Below are 15,100 nucleotides of genomic sequence, written 5' to 3'. Positions count from 1 at the left end.
TCCTTGTATCAATCAGAGATTATAAATTTCTGTTTTATACTTTTGTAAATTTTGAGGCACCCGAAACCATTCAATCGTCTCAGCAAGCCCTTTTGACAGATCGTATTTGGGATTCCAATCAGTAAGCTCTTTTATTTTCTGACAAGAACCGAGCAAACGCTCTACTTCACTTTTTTCAGGCCTTAAGCGTACTGCATCGGTTTTAATTTGTGCATTAGGATTTATTTGTGCTATTAGTTCAGCGGCAAGCTTTTCAATTGATATCTCCTGCTGTGATGCAATATTTATTTCTTCTCCAACAGTCTTGTCAGATTTAGCGATAGCAATAAAGCCAGCTACCGTATCTTTAACATAATTAAAATCTCTCGTTGGTGTAAGAGCTCCTAACTTAACTTCTGTTTCCCCTGTTAATAGCTGAGTAATAATTGTTGGTATTATCGCACGGGCTGATTGTCGTGGACCATAGGTATTAAATGGCCTAACAATTGTAACAGGTAAACTAAAACTGCGATAAAAACTTTCTGCAAGTCTGTCTGCACCAATTTTAGTTGCTGAATACGGCGATTGCCCCTGAAAAGGATGCTTTTCATCAATAGGAACGTACTGAGCGGTTCCATAAACTTCTGATGTTGAAGTTACGAGTACTTTTTGTACGTGGCTATCACGGGCAGCCTGTAAAACATTAAGCGTTCCCTTTATGTTTGTATCAACATAGCTATCCGGTGAATGATAACTAAATGGTATTGCAATGAGCGCTGCAAGATGAAAAACAATATCGATTCCCTCCATTGCCTTCCTAACACCGTTAGGATCACGAATATCGCCGGCAAAAATATCAATCTGTTGTAAAATTTCTTTTGGAAAGGTATCAAGCCAGCCCCAGGAATTAAAACTGTTATAAAAAACAAAAGCTCTTACCTTTGCACCTTCTGCAATAAGACCCTCTACAAGATGACTGCCAATAAACCCGTCGGCACCGGTAACTAAAACGCTTTTTCCTGTTAATGTCATATAAATGGTTCCCTTATTTTAGTTTGGTAACTAGTTTCCTTAAAAATTTCGTCGGTATAAACATCTCGTACACCTATGGCTGTACATCGCCCGTATGAACGCTTAAGCTACCTCAAGACTCAACATGAGGCTTGCCAGATTCTGTTCCAGAACGAGAAGCGCAGTGTCACTCATCAATCCGCATTTCCTTTTCTGTTGCTAGCTTAAAGCAGGATGCGTTTCCATCAGCAGAAACAACAATATCGATATGCTGTTCGCCGAGTGCATCTTCTATTGTCTGACGTATTGCACTCCGTTCCTCAAGGCCAATAAAAGCAGAAAGCACTGCTATATCGATAACTCCACCGTGTTTGCTTTCGTCTACACAGGAACCAAAGAGCCATATTTTCGCATCCGGGTGTATCTTGTGTACTGCGTTTACCAGCACCTTTTATTCGTTCTGCCTCAGGTGACAGAGAAGGGTTCCTTATGTCTCCAAGTACTGTCGCACCACAGTGGCGTAGCGGCGGAACACATCGAGCTCATTAAGAAAGCTCATGATACGCTCCTCATCCACACTGACATACTCATGGATAAGGAGGTTCCTCAATCCTACGACACTGACCAGGATACGTGCGAGATCTTTAGGAACATACCCCGCATCACCCATGAGGCGCAGGCAATCTCCGTAACTGCGCGGCGTGCCCAGGTTATAGCGTGCGCAGATAGCGCAGGCTGTATCGATGACTATTTGTTTCAAGTTTTCTTCGAGCTGAATCAGCCGTTCAAGCATGGTTTGGCCTCGCGAAATTACCGGTTCGAATGCGCTCCGACAGTGTGGCGCGGACGGCTTCCAGGAAAGGCTCCGCATCAAAGTACATCGAATATGCCAGAGCACGGAAGGCATCAAAGGCGCCTGGTTCACGCTCCGCAAGGAGCAGGCCTTCCGTTGCGATTTTGTAGGCCAAGAGTGGATTCCGTGAGGCAAGTCCATCAAGCTCGACAATGTCCACAGGTATCCCGGTTGCTTCCTCAAGGGCGCTCACCATACCGCCAAGCTGTAAAAGCGGAGGCGGCGACAAAAAAGACAAGCCTATATCAACATCGCTTGTATCTCGCGCCTCGCCTCGGGCGCGGGATCCAAAGAGAACTGCAAAGCGCAATCCGGGGAAACCCTCGATGGCTTTGCAAAGACTGTTTATTAAAACATCAACCGTAGTCATTGGTCTATGTATTTCATCAACTTGTTACGTTAAATTATTGCTGTGATTTTAATTACACAACCATCAAACCTAATTTTTCTTAACAATAAACTATTGTTATTTACTGCAATAAATGTTCTCTGGTTTTCTTTTAGCACTACATTTATTTGATTCGTCTTTTCTACACAACTATTGGGGAACATTAGCACCCCCGAGCTCTAACAGGGCATCAAAATCTTCATTAATAGCACTACTGGCAGAGTCAATGTAATACGGATCAATAAGATTCGTTTCATTATCCAGAATACTTTTGATTTCCCCATTCTCTACAAAATATGCCGAAACCCTTGAAATATCTATCCAGAATTGCTTGTTAATTATTCTTTTGATTTTTTCGGCATTTTTATCCTTTGCTTGTCCGGCGAGTAAAAGAGTGTTTAGTGCAGCCATGACATACGGGCTATGGGTAGTTATGATTCCCTGGTTCTCCGTATTTGAAAAAAATAAGGCTATAAATTTCACGATTGCATACTGAGCTTCTGGGTACAAATGAGATTCTGGCTCTTCAAAAACCATAAAGGATTTTTTATTATCCAGAATTTGCAAAAACAATAAGTTCAATATCCAGAGAGCTTCCTGCTGTCCTGATGATGAAAACTTTATTTTTACATAGGTTTCTTTATCAAGCATCAGCTTTTCTTCGCCATTTTCATATCGATATTCACCTTGAATAATATCTGTAATTAGCTTTTTTGCCGCGGAAACTTTTTCAAAATCTATAGGATTTGCTGTAAGCCTTTTTTTATCTTCTATGATCTCATCCAGGTTTTTAGAAAACCGGTCTCTATAGTGCAATATTTTTTGTACAAAATCTTTCATTAAAGAGTCAAAATTATATGAATCAATATTTCTGAGCTCTCCAGACAGGGTGCTTACGAGACTTCTACCGGCTGGTACATAAAGAGCTTCTCGTTGTTCATCAAAAATTTTGCTTATCTTTTCATGTATTTCGTTAAAAAAATAAGCTCTGGAAATATAAAAGGCATTAAAATTATTAATCGATTCATTCGCAGAACTTTTCCAAAAAATTTCACTGGAATTAGCAACTTCTTTTAATGCATCTTTTAACTCTTTAGAATATGTCACCCTGGCATGTCCAGAGTTATAATCTTTTACTATTTTTATAAATTTTTGCTCCCCATAGGTTAGTATAATTTCAAAATCATTAAAATGCTTTGTGGTTCCAAACATTGCCAAAATTTGATTGCGAACTGTTATCACTAACTTCTTATCAAAATCTTGTAGTAAATTTCTGTCTGATACAATCAACTGGGAAATAATATCGGGCAATGACTTAAAAAGGTATACAACCTTTGCAATAGTACTTTTTCCACTACTTTGCCTGCCATTAAAAATAATTATATCATAAATAGGGAGAACAACATTCTTTATGGGACCGAATGACTTAATATTTACGCTTTGTTCACTCATTGCAGTGCCAACTTCACTTCCTGTCGGTAAAGGCGGATCGACTCGGCTATGATGGGATTATCCGGCATACCATTCTTAAGGTTATCACACACCAAGCTTCCACCACTGGCGGACAGCATAGGAATACGTAGTGCTTTAGCAAGATCAAAGTAAGTGTCATCAAAACCAAACATCTTATCTTGTTCTCGTGATTTCAGAATGATGTTCTGTAGTGACAGTACTTCCTATAAATGGCTTTGAGCAGAAATGTCTTGCCGCTACCGTTGTCGCCAATAATCAAATTAATAGTGCTTAGCACTTTCCAATCCATGCTGATCTACGGCCCAAAATTATCAATGTTTATTTGGTTGATCATCCCTTCCCCTGTTTTTCTGCTATTTCATCGAGGCTGGCCTCGATAGTATTCTGCAGGTCCTCTGGGGTAGTAAAGGCACCACTGCCAAAGCTGAGCTTTATAATGGGAAGCTTTTTCATGGAGACTTCCTCTGCAGTAAGAGCCTGGTCCGCGGCCTGCCGCGAATGCGCCTTACACCTGGATTGAAGACTATTCAGTTGCCGCCGAAACAGGCTAACCGAACAGGGGATACTTCCCTTTTGTGATTACAGGCTATCACGGTGAATGAAAAAATATCAAGAGCTTTATGCTTTAATTGTTCAATATTTGAACATCTTATCTGAACTTAATTTTTAATCCCCCTTGATTTATCAAATTATTCATTATACAGTGAATTTTGTTAGAAAAAAATACTTAGTACGGGATAGAATATAACCATGACCTTAGTGCTGTTGTTTGCTGTAACCCTGCTCTTTTCTGCCATCCTCGTAAGGTTCATCATTAAGGCGGCCCACCGGTTTTCCTGGTATGATCATATTGATGAACGAAAGGTTCATACGGGGCAGGTTCCCCGGCTGGGCGGCGTCGCTTTTATTCCGGCCTATCTTATTGTTATCATTATACTTACACTTACGGGCATCTGGAAGGAACAGGTAACCGGTTCCTTTGTGCTCGTGCTGGTTGCGATGGTGTTTATCGTGGTGTTCGGCATCTGGGACGACTTTAAGCCCCTGCGGGCCCAGTATAAGGCTTTGGTTCAGCTTGTAGCGGCCATCCTTGTGGTGGCGGCGGGATACCGGTTTTCCGCTCGGAATCGCTCCTCCCGCCCCATGCCGCCATGAATTACTACAATGGCCTCACTTCTGCCTAAAAGAGTTCCAATTCGGATACGAAGATATTCAAGGGCATCCCGATGTTCTGTAAATATAACAATCTTCTCTTGCGGTGAAGGGTGAAAACCGGGTAGCTTTTCCGTGTCAGCATGTTCTATTGGTGAAAAAAGATATTGGAGTAAATGTGCGAGTTCTCTCCACTTTGTATCGTTGCCACTCCGGCGGATGATTGCCGCAAGCTGTTCCAAATGCTGAAGCGTTCTAATTTCTGCTTCCAGCTCATGTATGGTCCGTGCTGCAGTCGCCTGATCCAGAATAGTGTTTTCTAACCGTTCCACCTCTGCATCCGGAGCATCATCTATTTCATCCAATTCATCTAAAATTTCGTTTTCCTCAAACCTGTTCAAATCATAATTTGCATTTTTACGCTGTTGTTCCTGTATTTCCCGCAATCTTGTTTGCAGGCGTTCTCTGCGTCGTTTAAGCGATTGGTAAATAGCTTCAGGAGAAGATGCTAATCTGCGTTGCAAAATTGTAAGAGCAAGACCAACAGTTCGTTTATATTTATCATTTCCCAAACCTTCTGCCCGGTTAAATTCATCCCGTACATAGCTTGTTACAGCTTCGTACAGATTTTCTTCTTCTTCTGAAAGTTCAAATGGTACAGTAGTGGCTATGCGCTCTGGGAAAAGGGGTTTACCTTCAAAGGTTAACAATTGCTCCTTTACCATTCTTCGCATTATGTCCTGGACATCTATGGTGTGTACCCCATCCCTAAATTTTCCTTCGAACCGATCCTGGTCCAATAATGATAAAAAAAGCTGAAAATCCGCTTCTTTTCCATTGTGTGGAGTTGCTGTCAGTAAAAGCAGATGCCGTGTCGTAGTAGAAAGCAGTTTCCCTAATTGAAATCGTTTTGTATAACTTATTTCACTATTATAAAATGTAGCAGACATCTTATGGGCTTCATCGCAGACAACCAGGTCCCATCTACAATCTGGAATCTTTATTTTTTCCTGAAGCTCTGGATTGCGGGATAGCATATCAAGACGAGCAATGACAAGATCATTCTCTAAAAACCAATTGCCCGACTTTGCACTTTCAATTTTTTCTCGAGTCATAATTTCAAAGGGCAAATTAAAACGATGGTAGAGTTCATCCTGCCATTGCTCAACTAAATTTCCCGGACACACCACAAGACATCGCTCTAAATCGCCCCTAACCATAAGCTCCTTTATCAATAAACCAGCCATTATTGTTTTTCCCGCACCGGGATCATCGGCTAATAAAAATCGTAATGGCTGTTTTGGTAACATATTTTCATATACAGCAGTTATTTGGTGTGGCAGTGGTTTAACCATGGAAGTATGAACCGCTAAAACTGGATCATACAGATGGGCTAATCTGATACGCTGCGCCTCAGCAACTAATCGAAATAGGTTTCCATCACCGGTAAAACTCCAGGGCTTCTCCTGAGAAAGAATTGCTAAACGATCCTCATCTGAACGATATAGTAATTGGTTGGCTAGTCGGCCATCGACATCCTTATAGGTTAACTCTATCGCATCGGATCCATACCACTTACTTTGTACAACCGTAACAGACCGTGAAGGGAGTAACCCCATTCAATTGAATATTTGGCTTAATTGCTTCTAATTTTACCATGGTATAATTATTGTACTGCCTAAAGGTACCTATATGCAACAAATTATCTGGGGAACCTATTTATAACCAGCACCCTATTACAACTTTGCATTCTTCCCCATCTCAGTTTATAGTTATTAGGTAATGGACACCATCTATTCGGTCTTGATTGTCGATGATTCCACGGTGAATCGCAGCTATCTCCACTATATTCTGGACGAAGAGGGCTATGAGGTCTGGGAAGCCCCGAGCGGCGAGGCATGCCTTGCCATGGTTCAGAAACAGCGGCCCATGCTGATCCTCTTAGATGTGGTCATGGGCGGAATTGATGGATTTGAAACCTTGCGGCACCTCAAGGCCGATCCGGCGATGGCCTGGACTCCGGTGATCATGCTCACCAGTATGGATGACCAACAGTCAAAGATTAAAGCCTTTGAGCTGGGAGCGGTGGATTATATTGTCAAGTCTGCCAACCCCGCAGAGATAAAAGCCCGGATCCGGGTCCATATCCGGCTCAGCATGGCAAACCGGGATCTCCTCCAGAGCAAAATTGAAAGCCTGGGGCAGATAAAGGCGGCCCAGCAGGCCCTCCTCTTACAACCCAAAGATTTACCGGATGCCCATTTTTCTGTCTATTACCAGTCGCTTCACGAAGCGGGAGGTGACTTTTACGAAGTAGAGCAGCTTGCCGAAGATATTTACTTTTATATGATTGTCGATGTAGCAGGGCATGATGTAAAAACCAGCTTTATCACTCCGGCAGTGAAAGTCCTGCTTAAACAATTTTCAAACCCCACCTATACTATGGAAGAGGCCTTTGGATACCTAGGGGATATACTTACCCAGACGGTCTGTCAGGATACATACCTTACCGCAGCAGCCTTGAAAATTAACCGCCGCTCCCGTAAGGCAATTTATCTTACCGCAGGACACCCACCTATACTGTATATTCCAACCAAGGGGACGATCCAGCAATTGCAGACCAAAAATCCTCCCGTGGCAATGCTCGAAGGGGTCCAGTATCACACAGAAACCCTCGATATTGCCCCGGGTGACCGGTTCATCCTTTGCACCGATGGCCTTTTGGAATTTCATGACCCAAAAACAGGAAAAACAAAGAGCTGGGTCGATTCATTGTCCCTTCTTGAACAGTTTGCAGATGAATTAAAAAATACAGACCTCCCATCCCTGCCACAAGAACTGGTAAACAAATTTGCCCTTCTCGGCCAGTCAGATGATGATAAGGCGGTGCTTGTAACGGAAGTGTAGGAAGGTCTGCCCTGGTGCAGGAACAAAGCCTCCGACAGGACAAAAAAATACCGGGAAACGCTTTTAAGCGCTTCCCAGTTTTTTCCGAATATTACTGTTTCTTCATCTGGATTTTATAATACTTTTCCGGAACTGTTTGGGCGGTAGTGGGGAGGAAGCCCTTACCGAAGATATAGGTATCCATATAGATCAGGACCTGGTTCTTGGCCCGGACACCGGTTCCCATATCAACATAGTAGGCGCCATTCCATTTTGCACCGGGGGTAAATTTACCCAGGGCGGCAAAGACATCCTTAAGGCTGTCTTTTTTAGCCTTTCCTTCGATAACATTCTTGGCAAATTCGCCAAGGCCGGCGGTGAGGGTATACCCATAAGAGAAAGCCCAGGTACCGAAGCGCCCCTTGCCACCCTTTGCGATAACCGCTTCTTCAACCTTTTTAAGAATAGCCGGGAAGTTACCTGCTTCCTTGGAAAGATCCAGCCCAAGGGCTCCCGGGTAACCCATTAACGGAGAGGGAAGATCCGCTTCTACAAAGATACCACCATAGGCCAGCATCTGTTTCAGCAGAGGTTCGGTCTCGCCATCGTTGGTGCAGAAGAAGGCCGCATCCTTGCCGTATTTTTCGATCCACTGGGGGACCTTTTCCAGCATGAACTGCTGTGCACCGGGCATACCGATATCACCGGTAGGATCGGGAGCGGTTTCAAAATAGAACTTAATCCCCAGATCTTTACAGGCTTCTTCCATTATAGCCCGACGGCGGCCCAGGGACTCATAGCTCATGTGCCGTGCAAAGGAGATGTGTACGAAGGACTTGGCTCCCAGCTGTTTGGCCGCCCAGGGAATAAGGTAACCCCGGGACACAAAGTCTGCAGACAGCGCCAGATCAGCGGCACTCTGAATAACCAGGGGATCTTCGTGGGGTTCACCGGCCAAAAGGAGAATGTCGGGCCGTTTTGCCCGAACCCGCTTAAAGGCTTCGGTGGTGCCGGGAATTGCCTGGTTTACAATGATGGCCTTCATGAGAGGATCATCGGCCAGGGCAACGACGGAAGAAATATAGGTTTCCTGCTGGGACATAAAGTCATCAGGATAAGTGATATGTTGAATCATTCCTCCGGTCTTAACTGAACCATAATCCTGAATGAGACGTTCCGCACCCCGCAGATCATCCTCTGACTGGGATACCGTACCGGTTACCACACCGATATGGAACTTTGCTTTAGCCTGTGCAAAAAGGCTTGCACTGCCCAGGGTGAAGATCAGCGCCAACGACAGGGCGGTGAGCTTCGTCATCTTTTTCATAGAACCTCCTTGGCTGAATAACATCTTGGCCCTTCTGCAAACAGCAGTTTACAGAAAAACCAAACGAGAGCCTTTTTCATTGTAATCCTCTTTGAAAAGCAGTCAAGACAAACCGATTGAAAATCGATACAAAGCCCTCTATAATTCCCCTATGGCTTCTGGTCTTACTGCCCCTACTTTGCTGGTTCTTTCCGACACCCATGGAGTACTTCAAAATCTTGCGGCAGTTCTGAACTGGGCAAAAAACCGCAAGGATATTACCCATCTCGCCTTTCTGGGAGACGGAGCGGCGGACCTGCCGATAGTGGCGGAACGGGTGGGCTACCGGCCTGCATGGACCCTGGTACGGGGTAATGGGGACTTTGAACACCACCTGCCATTACAACAAACAGTACAATTTGCCGATAAACGCTTGTTTCTCACCCACGGTCATATCCAGGGGGTCCACGACAGTCTGGATACCCTCCTCAGGGTGGCCGCCATGGAAGAAGTGGATGCCATCCTCTTTGGCCACATTCATCGACCCTATTGGGAGGAACTGGACCACCGCCTCGTACTGAACCCGGGCAGTCTCGGTAAGCCCCGGAATCCCCAGGGGCCCACCTTTGCCACCATCACCTGTCCGCCAGGGAAATGGTTCGAAATCCGGTTCTGGACCGTAAGCCCCGGAGTCCTAGGAAACCTTACCGTGCGGGAGCTTGAGTTATAGGCCGGCTGTAAAACACCCAGTATCATGAAGGGGTATTTTCCCCAGCAAACCTTGTTCTGACCAGAGCTGAACAGTATAATGAACTTTAATCCCGGAGAGCCCAACGGCCGGACATTTCCGGATTCCGATATTGCAAAACCATCGCAATATACGTATTTATAGAACATTCGAGAGGAGTAGGATGATGAGAAAAATTTCCCTTACCGGTATAAAACCCACCGGATCTTTACATATAGGCAACTATTTCGGGGCCATCAAACCAGCATTGGAACTGGCAAAGGACTATGATGCCCGGTATTTCATAGCGGACTATCATGCCTTAAATTCGGTCAAGGACAGCAAGGAACTGGCTACCTATATCAGGGAAGTCGCCGCAGGCTGGCTCGCCGCAGGGCTCGACCCAGAAAAAGTGGTATTCTACCGGCAAAGTTCAGTCCCCGAGACCTTTGAGCTTTCTACCATATTGATGGCCTTTACCGCCAAGGGGCTCATGAATCGGGCTCACGCATATAAGGCCGCTGTCCAGGCGAATAATGAAAAGGGAGAAGACCCCGATGCGGGCATCAATATGGGGCTCTACACCTACCCGGTGCTCATGGCGGCGGATATATTGCTGTTCGACACCGATGTGGTCCCCGTGGGAAAAGATCAGGTTCAGCATGTCGAAATGGCCCAGGACATCGCTCAGGCCATCAACTTTAACTATAAAAAGGATCTCCTCGTCATTCCCCAGGCCCTTATACAGGAATCGGTGGCAGTTATCCCCGGCTTAGATGGCCGAAAGATGAGTAAAAGCTACAACAATACCATTCCCCTCTTCGCACCGGAAAAACAGCTCCGCAAGCTCATCATGCGGATCGTAACCAATTCCCAGACCGTAGAAGAACCGAAAAATCCCGACACCTGTCAGATATTTGCCCTCTATAAACTTTTTGCTACCAAGGAAGAACAGGATGCCCTGGCACAACGATACCGGGCAGGGGGCATGGGCTGGGGAGAGGCCAAGGAGGCCCTCTTCCAGGTGGTCAACCGGGAACTAGCCCCCATGCGCGAACGCTTCGAAGCCCTTATCGCCGATCCCGCAGGTTTGAACAAGACCCTACAAGAAGGCGCTGAAAAAGCCCGGGCTATTGCAAGCAAAACAATAGCCCGACTTCGCAAGGCCATCGGCATCGACCTGTAATGAATTCCCGCAAGCCTGCGTCCCGCCGATGGGTGAAGCTCATCGTAGCTTACGATGGAACCCGCTTTAAGGGCTGGCAAAAAGGCAACGGCCGGACCGTCCAGGGAGTGCTGGAGCAGACCCTCATCACCGCCCTCCCCCGTGCTTCAGGCGGGGCAATACACCCCGGTACGTACACCGAGGCAGACCTGCAGCTTGCCGGAGCCGGCCGCACCGATGCGGGGGTTCATGCGGAAGGACAAGCCGCAAGCGCCATACTGCCCGCATCAGTCTCCCTGGAGGCCCTGCTCTCGGCGGTCAACACCGAGCTTCCCTCTGACATAGCCATTAAGTCCATAACCCCTGCCCCGGACCGGTTCCATGCCCGCTACCATGCCACAAGCCGCACCTACCGCTACAGCATCATCTGCGGCCCAGTGGGAAATCCCTTCAGAGCGGCCTATACCTGGAACATCCCGGAAAAGCTGAACCTGGAGACCATGAAACAGGCCGCCGCCTTGTTACAGGGAACCCATGACTTTACAAGCTTCACCGCGGATAAATCAAAGTCGAACCGGGTGAGAACCATAACTGATATCCATTTTGAATGGGCAGTCCCTGAGCTACATATCTACTACACCGCCGACAGCTTTCTCTGGAACCAGGTCCGTATCATGACCATGGTGCTGGTCCAGGCCGGCCTCGGCACTATGTCCCCCACCGGCGTGGCCGCCCTCCTGGAAGCAAAAAATCGTTCCCTCGCCCCGGAACCAGCCCCAGCAAAAGGGCTCTGTCTCTATTCCGTATCCTACAAAGAGTAGCCGAGGCCGCTCATTATTGATATAGTACAACCATTATGGAACGCACCTTTGCCATGCTGAAACCCGGCGTATTACAGCGCCGTATTGTTGGAGAAGTGCTCTCCCGCTTTGAACGGAAGGGACTTAAAATTGTTGGATTAAAACTCATGCAAATGGACCGCAGTCTGGTGGAAGCCCACTACAAGGAACATGTGGGTAAGGAATTTTACGAAAAATTGGTCTCCTATACCCTCTCAGGCCCCGTGGTAGCCATGGTACTGCAGGGTGATGGAGTCATCGCCACGGTGCGGCGCCTTGTGGGACCAACGGACGTAACCAATGCTCAGCCCGGCACCATCCGGGGTGACTTTGCCTATCAAACCAGGCTGAATATTGTTCATGCTTCAGACTCCCCGGCCAGTGCAGAACGGGAAATCAACCTATTCTTTAAAGAACAGGAACTTATCGATTGGGAGGATGGCAATGAGCGCTGGTTCTAAACTTCCCCGCTGGAATTTGGCCAGCGTGTACACATCTTTTGATGCCCCAGAATATATCCGGGACAAGGAACTTTTGGCAGAGCATGCAAACAAACTGCTCACCCAGCTTGAACAGCCCTGGCCCCAGGACAAGACCCAGGCAGGGCATCTCATCCTAAGCTGGATCCACAGCTACGAAGATACCGCTGACCTGGCAGAAAACCTGGAAGCCTATGCCTCAGCGGTGTATACCACCGACACCCGCAATTCCCGGGCCTTGAATGAAATTAATGCCCTGGAAGCCCTCGCCCTTCCCCTGGGAAAGGCGGCGGTAATCCTGCGATCCCGCCTTGCCGAACAGGCAGAGCTGGTGCAGAACCTGATAGCCACTGATCCGAACCTGGCCGAATACCGCTTCTTCCTTACCGATGCCCTGAAGCGGGCCAAGTACCAGATGTCCCCGGAACTGGAAGACCTCGCCAACGACCTGGCCCGGAGCGGCGGCGATGCCTGGAGCCGGCTTCAGGAAGCCATTTCTTCGACGGTAAGTGCGGTATGGGATCCGGCCACCGGCGAAAAGAAAACCGTCATCGCCCTGCGGGACCTGGCCCACGATCCCGACCGGTCCATCCGGGAACGGGCCTATAAGGCAGAGCTCTCTGCCTGGGCGTCCATGGAAATTCCCCTGGCCGCCTCCCTCAATGGGGTTAAGGGTTTTGCCATTACGGTGGACAAGCGCCGGGGCTGGCAGTCCGCCCTGGATAAGGCCGCCTACCAGTCGCGGATCAGCCGGAAAACTTTGGATGCCCTCATTTCCGTTATGGAGCAATCCCTGCCCCTCTTCCGCCGGTACCTGAAAGCAAAAGCCCGCATCCTCCGCATAGAAAAATGCGCCTTTTACGACCTCTTTGCCCCGGTAGGGACCGCAAGCCGGAAATGGACTTGGGAAGAAAGCCGGGACTTTATAATAGACAAATTCTCCGCCTTTGACCCTGCCATGGGTAATTTTGCCCGCCACGCCTTTACTTTTTCATGGATAGACGCCGAAGGTCGGGAAGGAAAAGTCGGCGGTGCCTACTGTACCGATTTCCCCCTGGCAAAGGAATCCCGGATACTCTGCAACTTCGAAGGTTCCTTCGATTCGGTAACCACCGTAGCCCATGAATTAGGCCACGCCTGGCATCACGAAGTTATTAAGGACCTGCCCAGCACCCTCACCGCCTATCCCATGACCCTGGCAGAAACTGCCAGCACCTTTGCAGAAACCATCATTCTGGAAGGGGCCTTAAAAACATCTTCGAACCAGGAACGGCTCAGCCTGATAGAAGGCAGTCTAAAGGATGCCTGCCAAATTATCGTAGACATTCTGTCCCGGTTCTACTTTGAACGGGCCGTCTTTGAACGACGGGAACAGGGCGAACTTTCGCCGGAAGAATTCTGCAGATTGATGAAAGAAGCCCAGCTTGCTACCTATGGGGATGGTCTCGATGCCGAGCTTCTGCATCCCTACATGTGGGCTGTAAAAAGCCATTATTACAGCACCGGTTTAGCCTTCTATAATTTCCCCTACGCCTTTGGTCAGCTCTTTGCACTGGGCCTCTATTCCCGCGCCCGGGAACAGGGAAGCTCCTTTGCAGGAACCTACAAGGAAATTCTGAGACTCACCGGCCGGGCCAGTGCAGAAGATGTAGGCCGGGCCGCGGGCTTTAACCTGGAAGGCCCCGAATTCTGGCAAAATGGCATCAATCTTATCGCCGAACGGGTCACCGAACTGGAAACACTGATTCACACTCTGGAGGAAGAAACGAAATGAGCGCGAAAGTAGGAGTTCTCGGCGCCGGCGCCTGGGGAACCGCGGTTGCCAAGGTTATTGCAGAAAAGGGTATTGATGTTGATATTTGGAGTCACGAAAAGGAGACCGCTGAGGATATCAACCTCCGCCACATTAATTCCCGCTATTTACCCGATGTGGTACTGCCTGAAAATCTTCGGGCCTACACGGACTCTGCAGAAACCGCCGACGGCAAGGAATTTCTCATTCTCGCCAGCCCATCCCTATACCTTTTGGATTCGGTTAAAAAAATTCTGTCTGTTCCCTCCATTCGGGAAGGCGAAACCGCCATCGGAGTCATTACCAAGGGCTTCATTCCGACCGCCAAGGGCCCCCGGCTCATTCTCGAAACCCTGGAAGACTACCTTCCCGGCTTTTACCGCCAATCCTTAGTGTATATTGCCGGCCCCAGCCATGCAGAAGAAGTATCCCGGGGCAAAATCACGGGGCTCATCGCCGCCAGTGAAAGCGCGAAACAGTCGATCCATTTCCGGGACCTCTTAAAAACCAACCGGCTTCTCGTCTTCTCTTCCTTTGATGTCCGGGGTGTGCAGGTAGCGGCGGCCTCGAAAAACGTCATCGCCATCGCCTTTGGTATGCTGGACGCCCTTAAAACCAGCGCCGCGGAACGGGGCATGGAAGACATTTTCGGCGACGGGACCGAGTCCCTCCTGCTTGCGGCGGGGCTCAATGAAATCCAGACCCTGGGCCGGGCCATGGGAGCAACTCATCCAGAAACCTTTACCTCCATTTCCGGCGTCGGCGACCTGGATGTAACCTGCCGGTCCATATTCGGCAGAAACCGCCGCTTCGGCCGGGAAATCATCGAAAAGGATATCCTGAAGCCCTACAGCAGTCTGGATGACCTCATTACCCGCATCAGTGAAGTGGGCTACCTGCCCGAAGGGGTGGTTGCGGCTAAATATGTGAAAATGCTCGCAGAACAGCACAACCTGAAAATGCCCATATCCTTGGGGCTTTACCGGATTTTGAACCGGGAAATAACCCCTCTAGAATTCTTACATGCCTTTATAAAGGACCTGGGATAAC

General features: G+C 47.9%; 16 protein-coding genes. 8 read left to right on the top strand and 8 right to left on the bottom strand.

Going from position 1 to position 15,100, the window contains the following annotated elements; translation table 11 throughout:
- Positions 1–12: 12 nt before the first annotated feature.
- The 6 genes from SPICA_RS02585 to SPICA_RS15810 all read right to left on the bottom strand — a co-directional run bounded on the left by SPICA_RS02585 (position 13) and on the right by SPICA_RS15810 (position 4,157).
- Complete coding sequence (locus tag SPICA_RS02585; protein ID WP_013967981.1) at positions 13–1,011, bottom strand: NAD-dependent 4,6-dehydratase LegB; 999 nt, start codon at positions 1,009–1,011, stop codon at positions 13–15.
- Between the two features lie 166 nt (positions 1,012–1,177).
- Positions 1,178–1,438, bottom strand: coding sequence for a hypothetical protein (locus tag SPICA_RS02580; RefSeq protein ID WP_013967980.1), 261 nt, complete (start codon positions 1,436–1,438; stop codon positions 1,178–1,180).
- 39 nt (positions 1,439–1,477) lie between these two features.
- On the bottom strand, positions 1,478–1,783 hold the full coding sequence (hepT, locus tag SPICA_RS15555) for a type VII toxin-antitoxin system HepT family RNase toxin (RefSeq protein ID WP_052296320.1): 306 nt from the start codon (positions 1,781–1,783) through the stop codon (positions 1,478–1,480).
- Positions 1,776–2,213, bottom strand: a complete 438-nt coding sequence (gene mntA / locus SPICA_RS14620) for a type VII toxin-antitoxin system MntA family adenylyltransferase antitoxin (protein WP_013967979.1) — start codon at positions 2,211–2,213, stop codon at positions 1,776–1,778. The genes hepT and mntA overlap by 8 nt, the downstream gene beginning before the upstream one ends.
- A 168-nt stretch (positions 2,214–2,381) precedes the next feature.
- Positions 2,382–3,683 (bottom strand): AAA family ATPase, encoded by a 1,302-nt coding sequence (locus SPICA_RS02565; protein ID WP_013967978.1) that lies wholly within the window; start codon positions 3,681–3,683, stop codon positions 2,382–2,384.
- A gap of 351 nt (positions 3,684–4,034) precedes the next feature.
- Complete coding sequence (locus SPICA_RS15810) at positions 4,035–4,157, bottom strand: hypothetical protein (protein WP_013967977.1); 123 nt, start codon at positions 4,155–4,157, stop codon at positions 4,035–4,037.
- 297 nt (positions 4,158–4,454) lie between these two features.
- Between SPICA_RS15810 and SPICA_RS15180 the strand changes: the two genes are divergently transcribed.
- A complete protein-coding gene (locus SPICA_RS15180) occupies positions 4,455–4,859 on the top strand; it encodes an MraY family glycosyltransferase (protein ID WP_013967976.1) in 405 nt (134 codons plus the stop codon).
- Here SPICA_RS15180 and SPICA_RS02560 read toward each other — a convergent pair.
- A complete protein-coding gene (locus tag SPICA_RS02560) occupies positions 4,775–6,475 on the bottom strand; it encodes an SNF2-related protein (RefSeq protein ID WP_013967975.1) in 1,701 nt (566 codons plus the stop codon). The genes SPICA_RS15180 and SPICA_RS02560 overlap by 85 nt on opposite strands.
- 163 nt (positions 6,476–6,638) lie before the next feature.
- Here SPICA_RS02560 and SPICA_RS02555 point away from each other — a divergent pair, with 163 nt between their 5' ends.
- The gene (locus SPICA_RS02555; protein WP_013967974.1) at positions 6,639–7,763 is read left to right on the top strand and encodes a fused response regulator/phosphatase; all 1,125 of its coding nucleotides are present in this window, start codon (positions 6,639–6,641) and stop codon (positions 7,761–7,763) included.
- Between the two features lie 91 nt (positions 7,764–7,854).
- Here SPICA_RS02555 and SPICA_RS02550 read toward each other — a convergent pair whose 3' ends face one another.
- On the bottom strand, positions 7,855–9,069 hold the full coding sequence (locus SPICA_RS02550; protein WP_013967973.1) for a DUF3798 domain-containing protein: 1,215 nt from the start codon (positions 9,067–9,069) through the stop codon (positions 7,855–7,857).
- A 151-nt stretch (positions 9,070–9,220) separates the two neighbouring features.
- On the opposite strand from SPICA_RS02550, the gene SPICA_RS14615 reads away from it, so the two are divergent.
- From SPICA_RS14615 to SPICA_RS02520, 6 genes are all read left to right on the top strand, one after another.
- Positions 9,221–9,778: a metallophosphoesterase family protein gene (locus SPICA_RS14615; RefSeq protein ID WP_013967972.1), complete on the top strand. Its 558-nt coding sequence runs from the start codon at positions 9,221–9,223 to the stop codon at positions 9,776–9,778.
- 181 nt (positions 9,779–9,959) lie between these two features.
- Complete coding sequence (locus SPICA_RS02540) at positions 9,960–10,961, top strand: tryptophan--tRNA ligase (RefSeq protein ID WP_237255899.1); 1,002 nt, start codon at positions 9,960–9,962, stop codon at positions 10,959–10,961.
- Positions 10,961–11,761, top strand: coding sequence for a tRNA pseudouridine(38-40) synthase TruA (gene truA, locus SPICA_RS02535; RefSeq protein ID WP_013967970.1), 801 nt, complete (start codon positions 10,961–10,963; stop codon positions 11,759–11,761). The genes SPICA_RS02540 and truA overlap by 1 nt, the downstream gene beginning before the upstream one ends.
- 35 nt (positions 11,762–11,796) lie before the next feature.
- Positions 11,797–12,240, top strand: a complete 444-nt coding sequence (gene ndk, locus SPICA_RS02530; RefSeq protein ID WP_013967969.1) for a nucleoside-diphosphate kinase — start codon at positions 11,797–11,799, stop codon at positions 12,238–12,240.
- Positions 12,224–14,032, top strand: a complete 1,809-nt coding sequence (locus SPICA_RS02525) for a M3 family oligoendopeptidase (RefSeq protein WP_013967968.1) — start codon at positions 12,224–12,226, stop codon at positions 14,030–14,032. The genes ndk and SPICA_RS02525 overlap by 17 nt, the downstream gene beginning before the upstream one ends.
- A complete protein-coding gene (locus SPICA_RS02520) occupies positions 14,029–15,099 on the top strand; it encodes an NAD(P)H-dependent glycerol-3-phosphate dehydrogenase (RefSeq protein ID WP_013967967.1) in 1,071 nt (356 codons plus the stop codon). The genes SPICA_RS02525 and SPICA_RS02520 overlap by 4 nt, the downstream gene beginning before the upstream one ends.
- Position 15,100: the final 1 nt, after the last annotated feature.

It is taken from the genome of Gracilinema caldarium DSM 7334 (genome assembly GCF_000219725.1).
In the GTDB taxonomy this organism is placed as follows: Bacteria; Spirochaetota; Spirochaetia; order Treponematales; family Breznakiellaceae; genus Gracilinema; species Gracilinema caldarium.
This window is presented reverse-complemented; position numbering and strand designations above follow the sequence as displayed.

What these genes read in the sequence shown, in the direction of transcription:
- SPICA_RS02585 (WP_013967981.1), bottom strand. Translation starts at nt 1,011, where the DNA reads ATGACATTAACAGGAAAAAGCGTTTTAGTTACCGGTGCCGACGGGTTT.
- hepT (WP_052296320.1), bottom strand. Translation starts at nt 1,783, where the DNA reads ATGCTTGAACGGCTGATTCAGCTCGAAGAAAACTTGAAACAAATAGTC.
- mntA (WP_013967979.1), bottom strand. Translation starts at nt 2,213, where the DNA reads ATGACTACGGTTGATGTTTTAATAAACAGTCTTTGCAAAGCCATCGAG.
- SPICA_RS02565 (WP_013967978.1), bottom strand. Translation starts at nt 3,683, where the DNA reads ATGAGTGAACAAAGCGTAAATATTAAGTCATTCGGTCCCATAAAGAAT.
- SPICA_RS15810 (WP_013967977.1), bottom strand. Translation starts at nt 4,157, where the DNA reads ATGAAAAAGCTTCCCATTATAAAGCTCAGCTTTGGCAGTGGTGCCTTT.
- SPICA_RS15180 (WP_013967976.1), top strand. Translation starts at nt 4,455, where the DNA reads ATGACCTTAGTGCTGTTGTTTGCTGTAACCCTGCTCTTTTCTGCCATC.
- SPICA_RS02560 (WP_013967975.1), bottom strand. Translation starts at nt 6,475, where the DNA reads ATGGGGTTACTCCCTTCACGGTCTGTTACGGTTGTACAAAGTAAGTGG.
- SPICA_RS02555 (WP_013967974.1), top strand. Translation starts at nt 6,639, where the DNA reads ATGGACACCATCTATTCGGTCTTGATTGTCGATGATTCCACGGTGAAT.
- SPICA_RS02550 (WP_013967973.1), bottom strand. Translation starts at nt 9,069, where the DNA reads ATGAAAAAGATGACGAAGCTCACCGCCCTGTCGTTGGCGCTGATCTTC.
- SPICA_RS14615 (WP_013967972.1), top strand. Translation starts at nt 9,221, where the DNA reads ATGGCTTCTGGTCTTACTGCCCCTACTTTGCTGGTTCTTTCCGACACC.
- SPICA_RS02540 (WP_237255899.1), top strand. Translation starts at nt 9,960, where the DNA reads ATGATGAGAAAAATTTCCCTTACCGGTATAAAACCCACCGGATCTTTA.
- truA (WP_013967970.1), top strand. Translation starts at nt 10,961, where the DNA reads ATGAATTCCCGCAAGCCTGCGTCCCGCCGATGGGTGAAGCTCATCGTA.
- ndk (WP_013967969.1), top strand. Translation starts at nt 11,797, where the DNA reads ATGGAACGCACCTTTGCCATGCTGAAACCCGGCGTATTACAGCGCCGT.
- SPICA_RS02525 (WP_013967968.1), top strand. Translation starts at nt 12,224, where the DNA reads ATGAGCGCTGGTTCTAAACTTCCCCGCTGGAATTTGGCCAGCGTGTAC.
- SPICA_RS02520 (WP_013967967.1), top strand. Translation starts at nt 14,029, where the DNA reads ATGAGCGCGAAAGTAGGAGTTCTCGGCGCCGGCGCCTGGGGAACCGCG.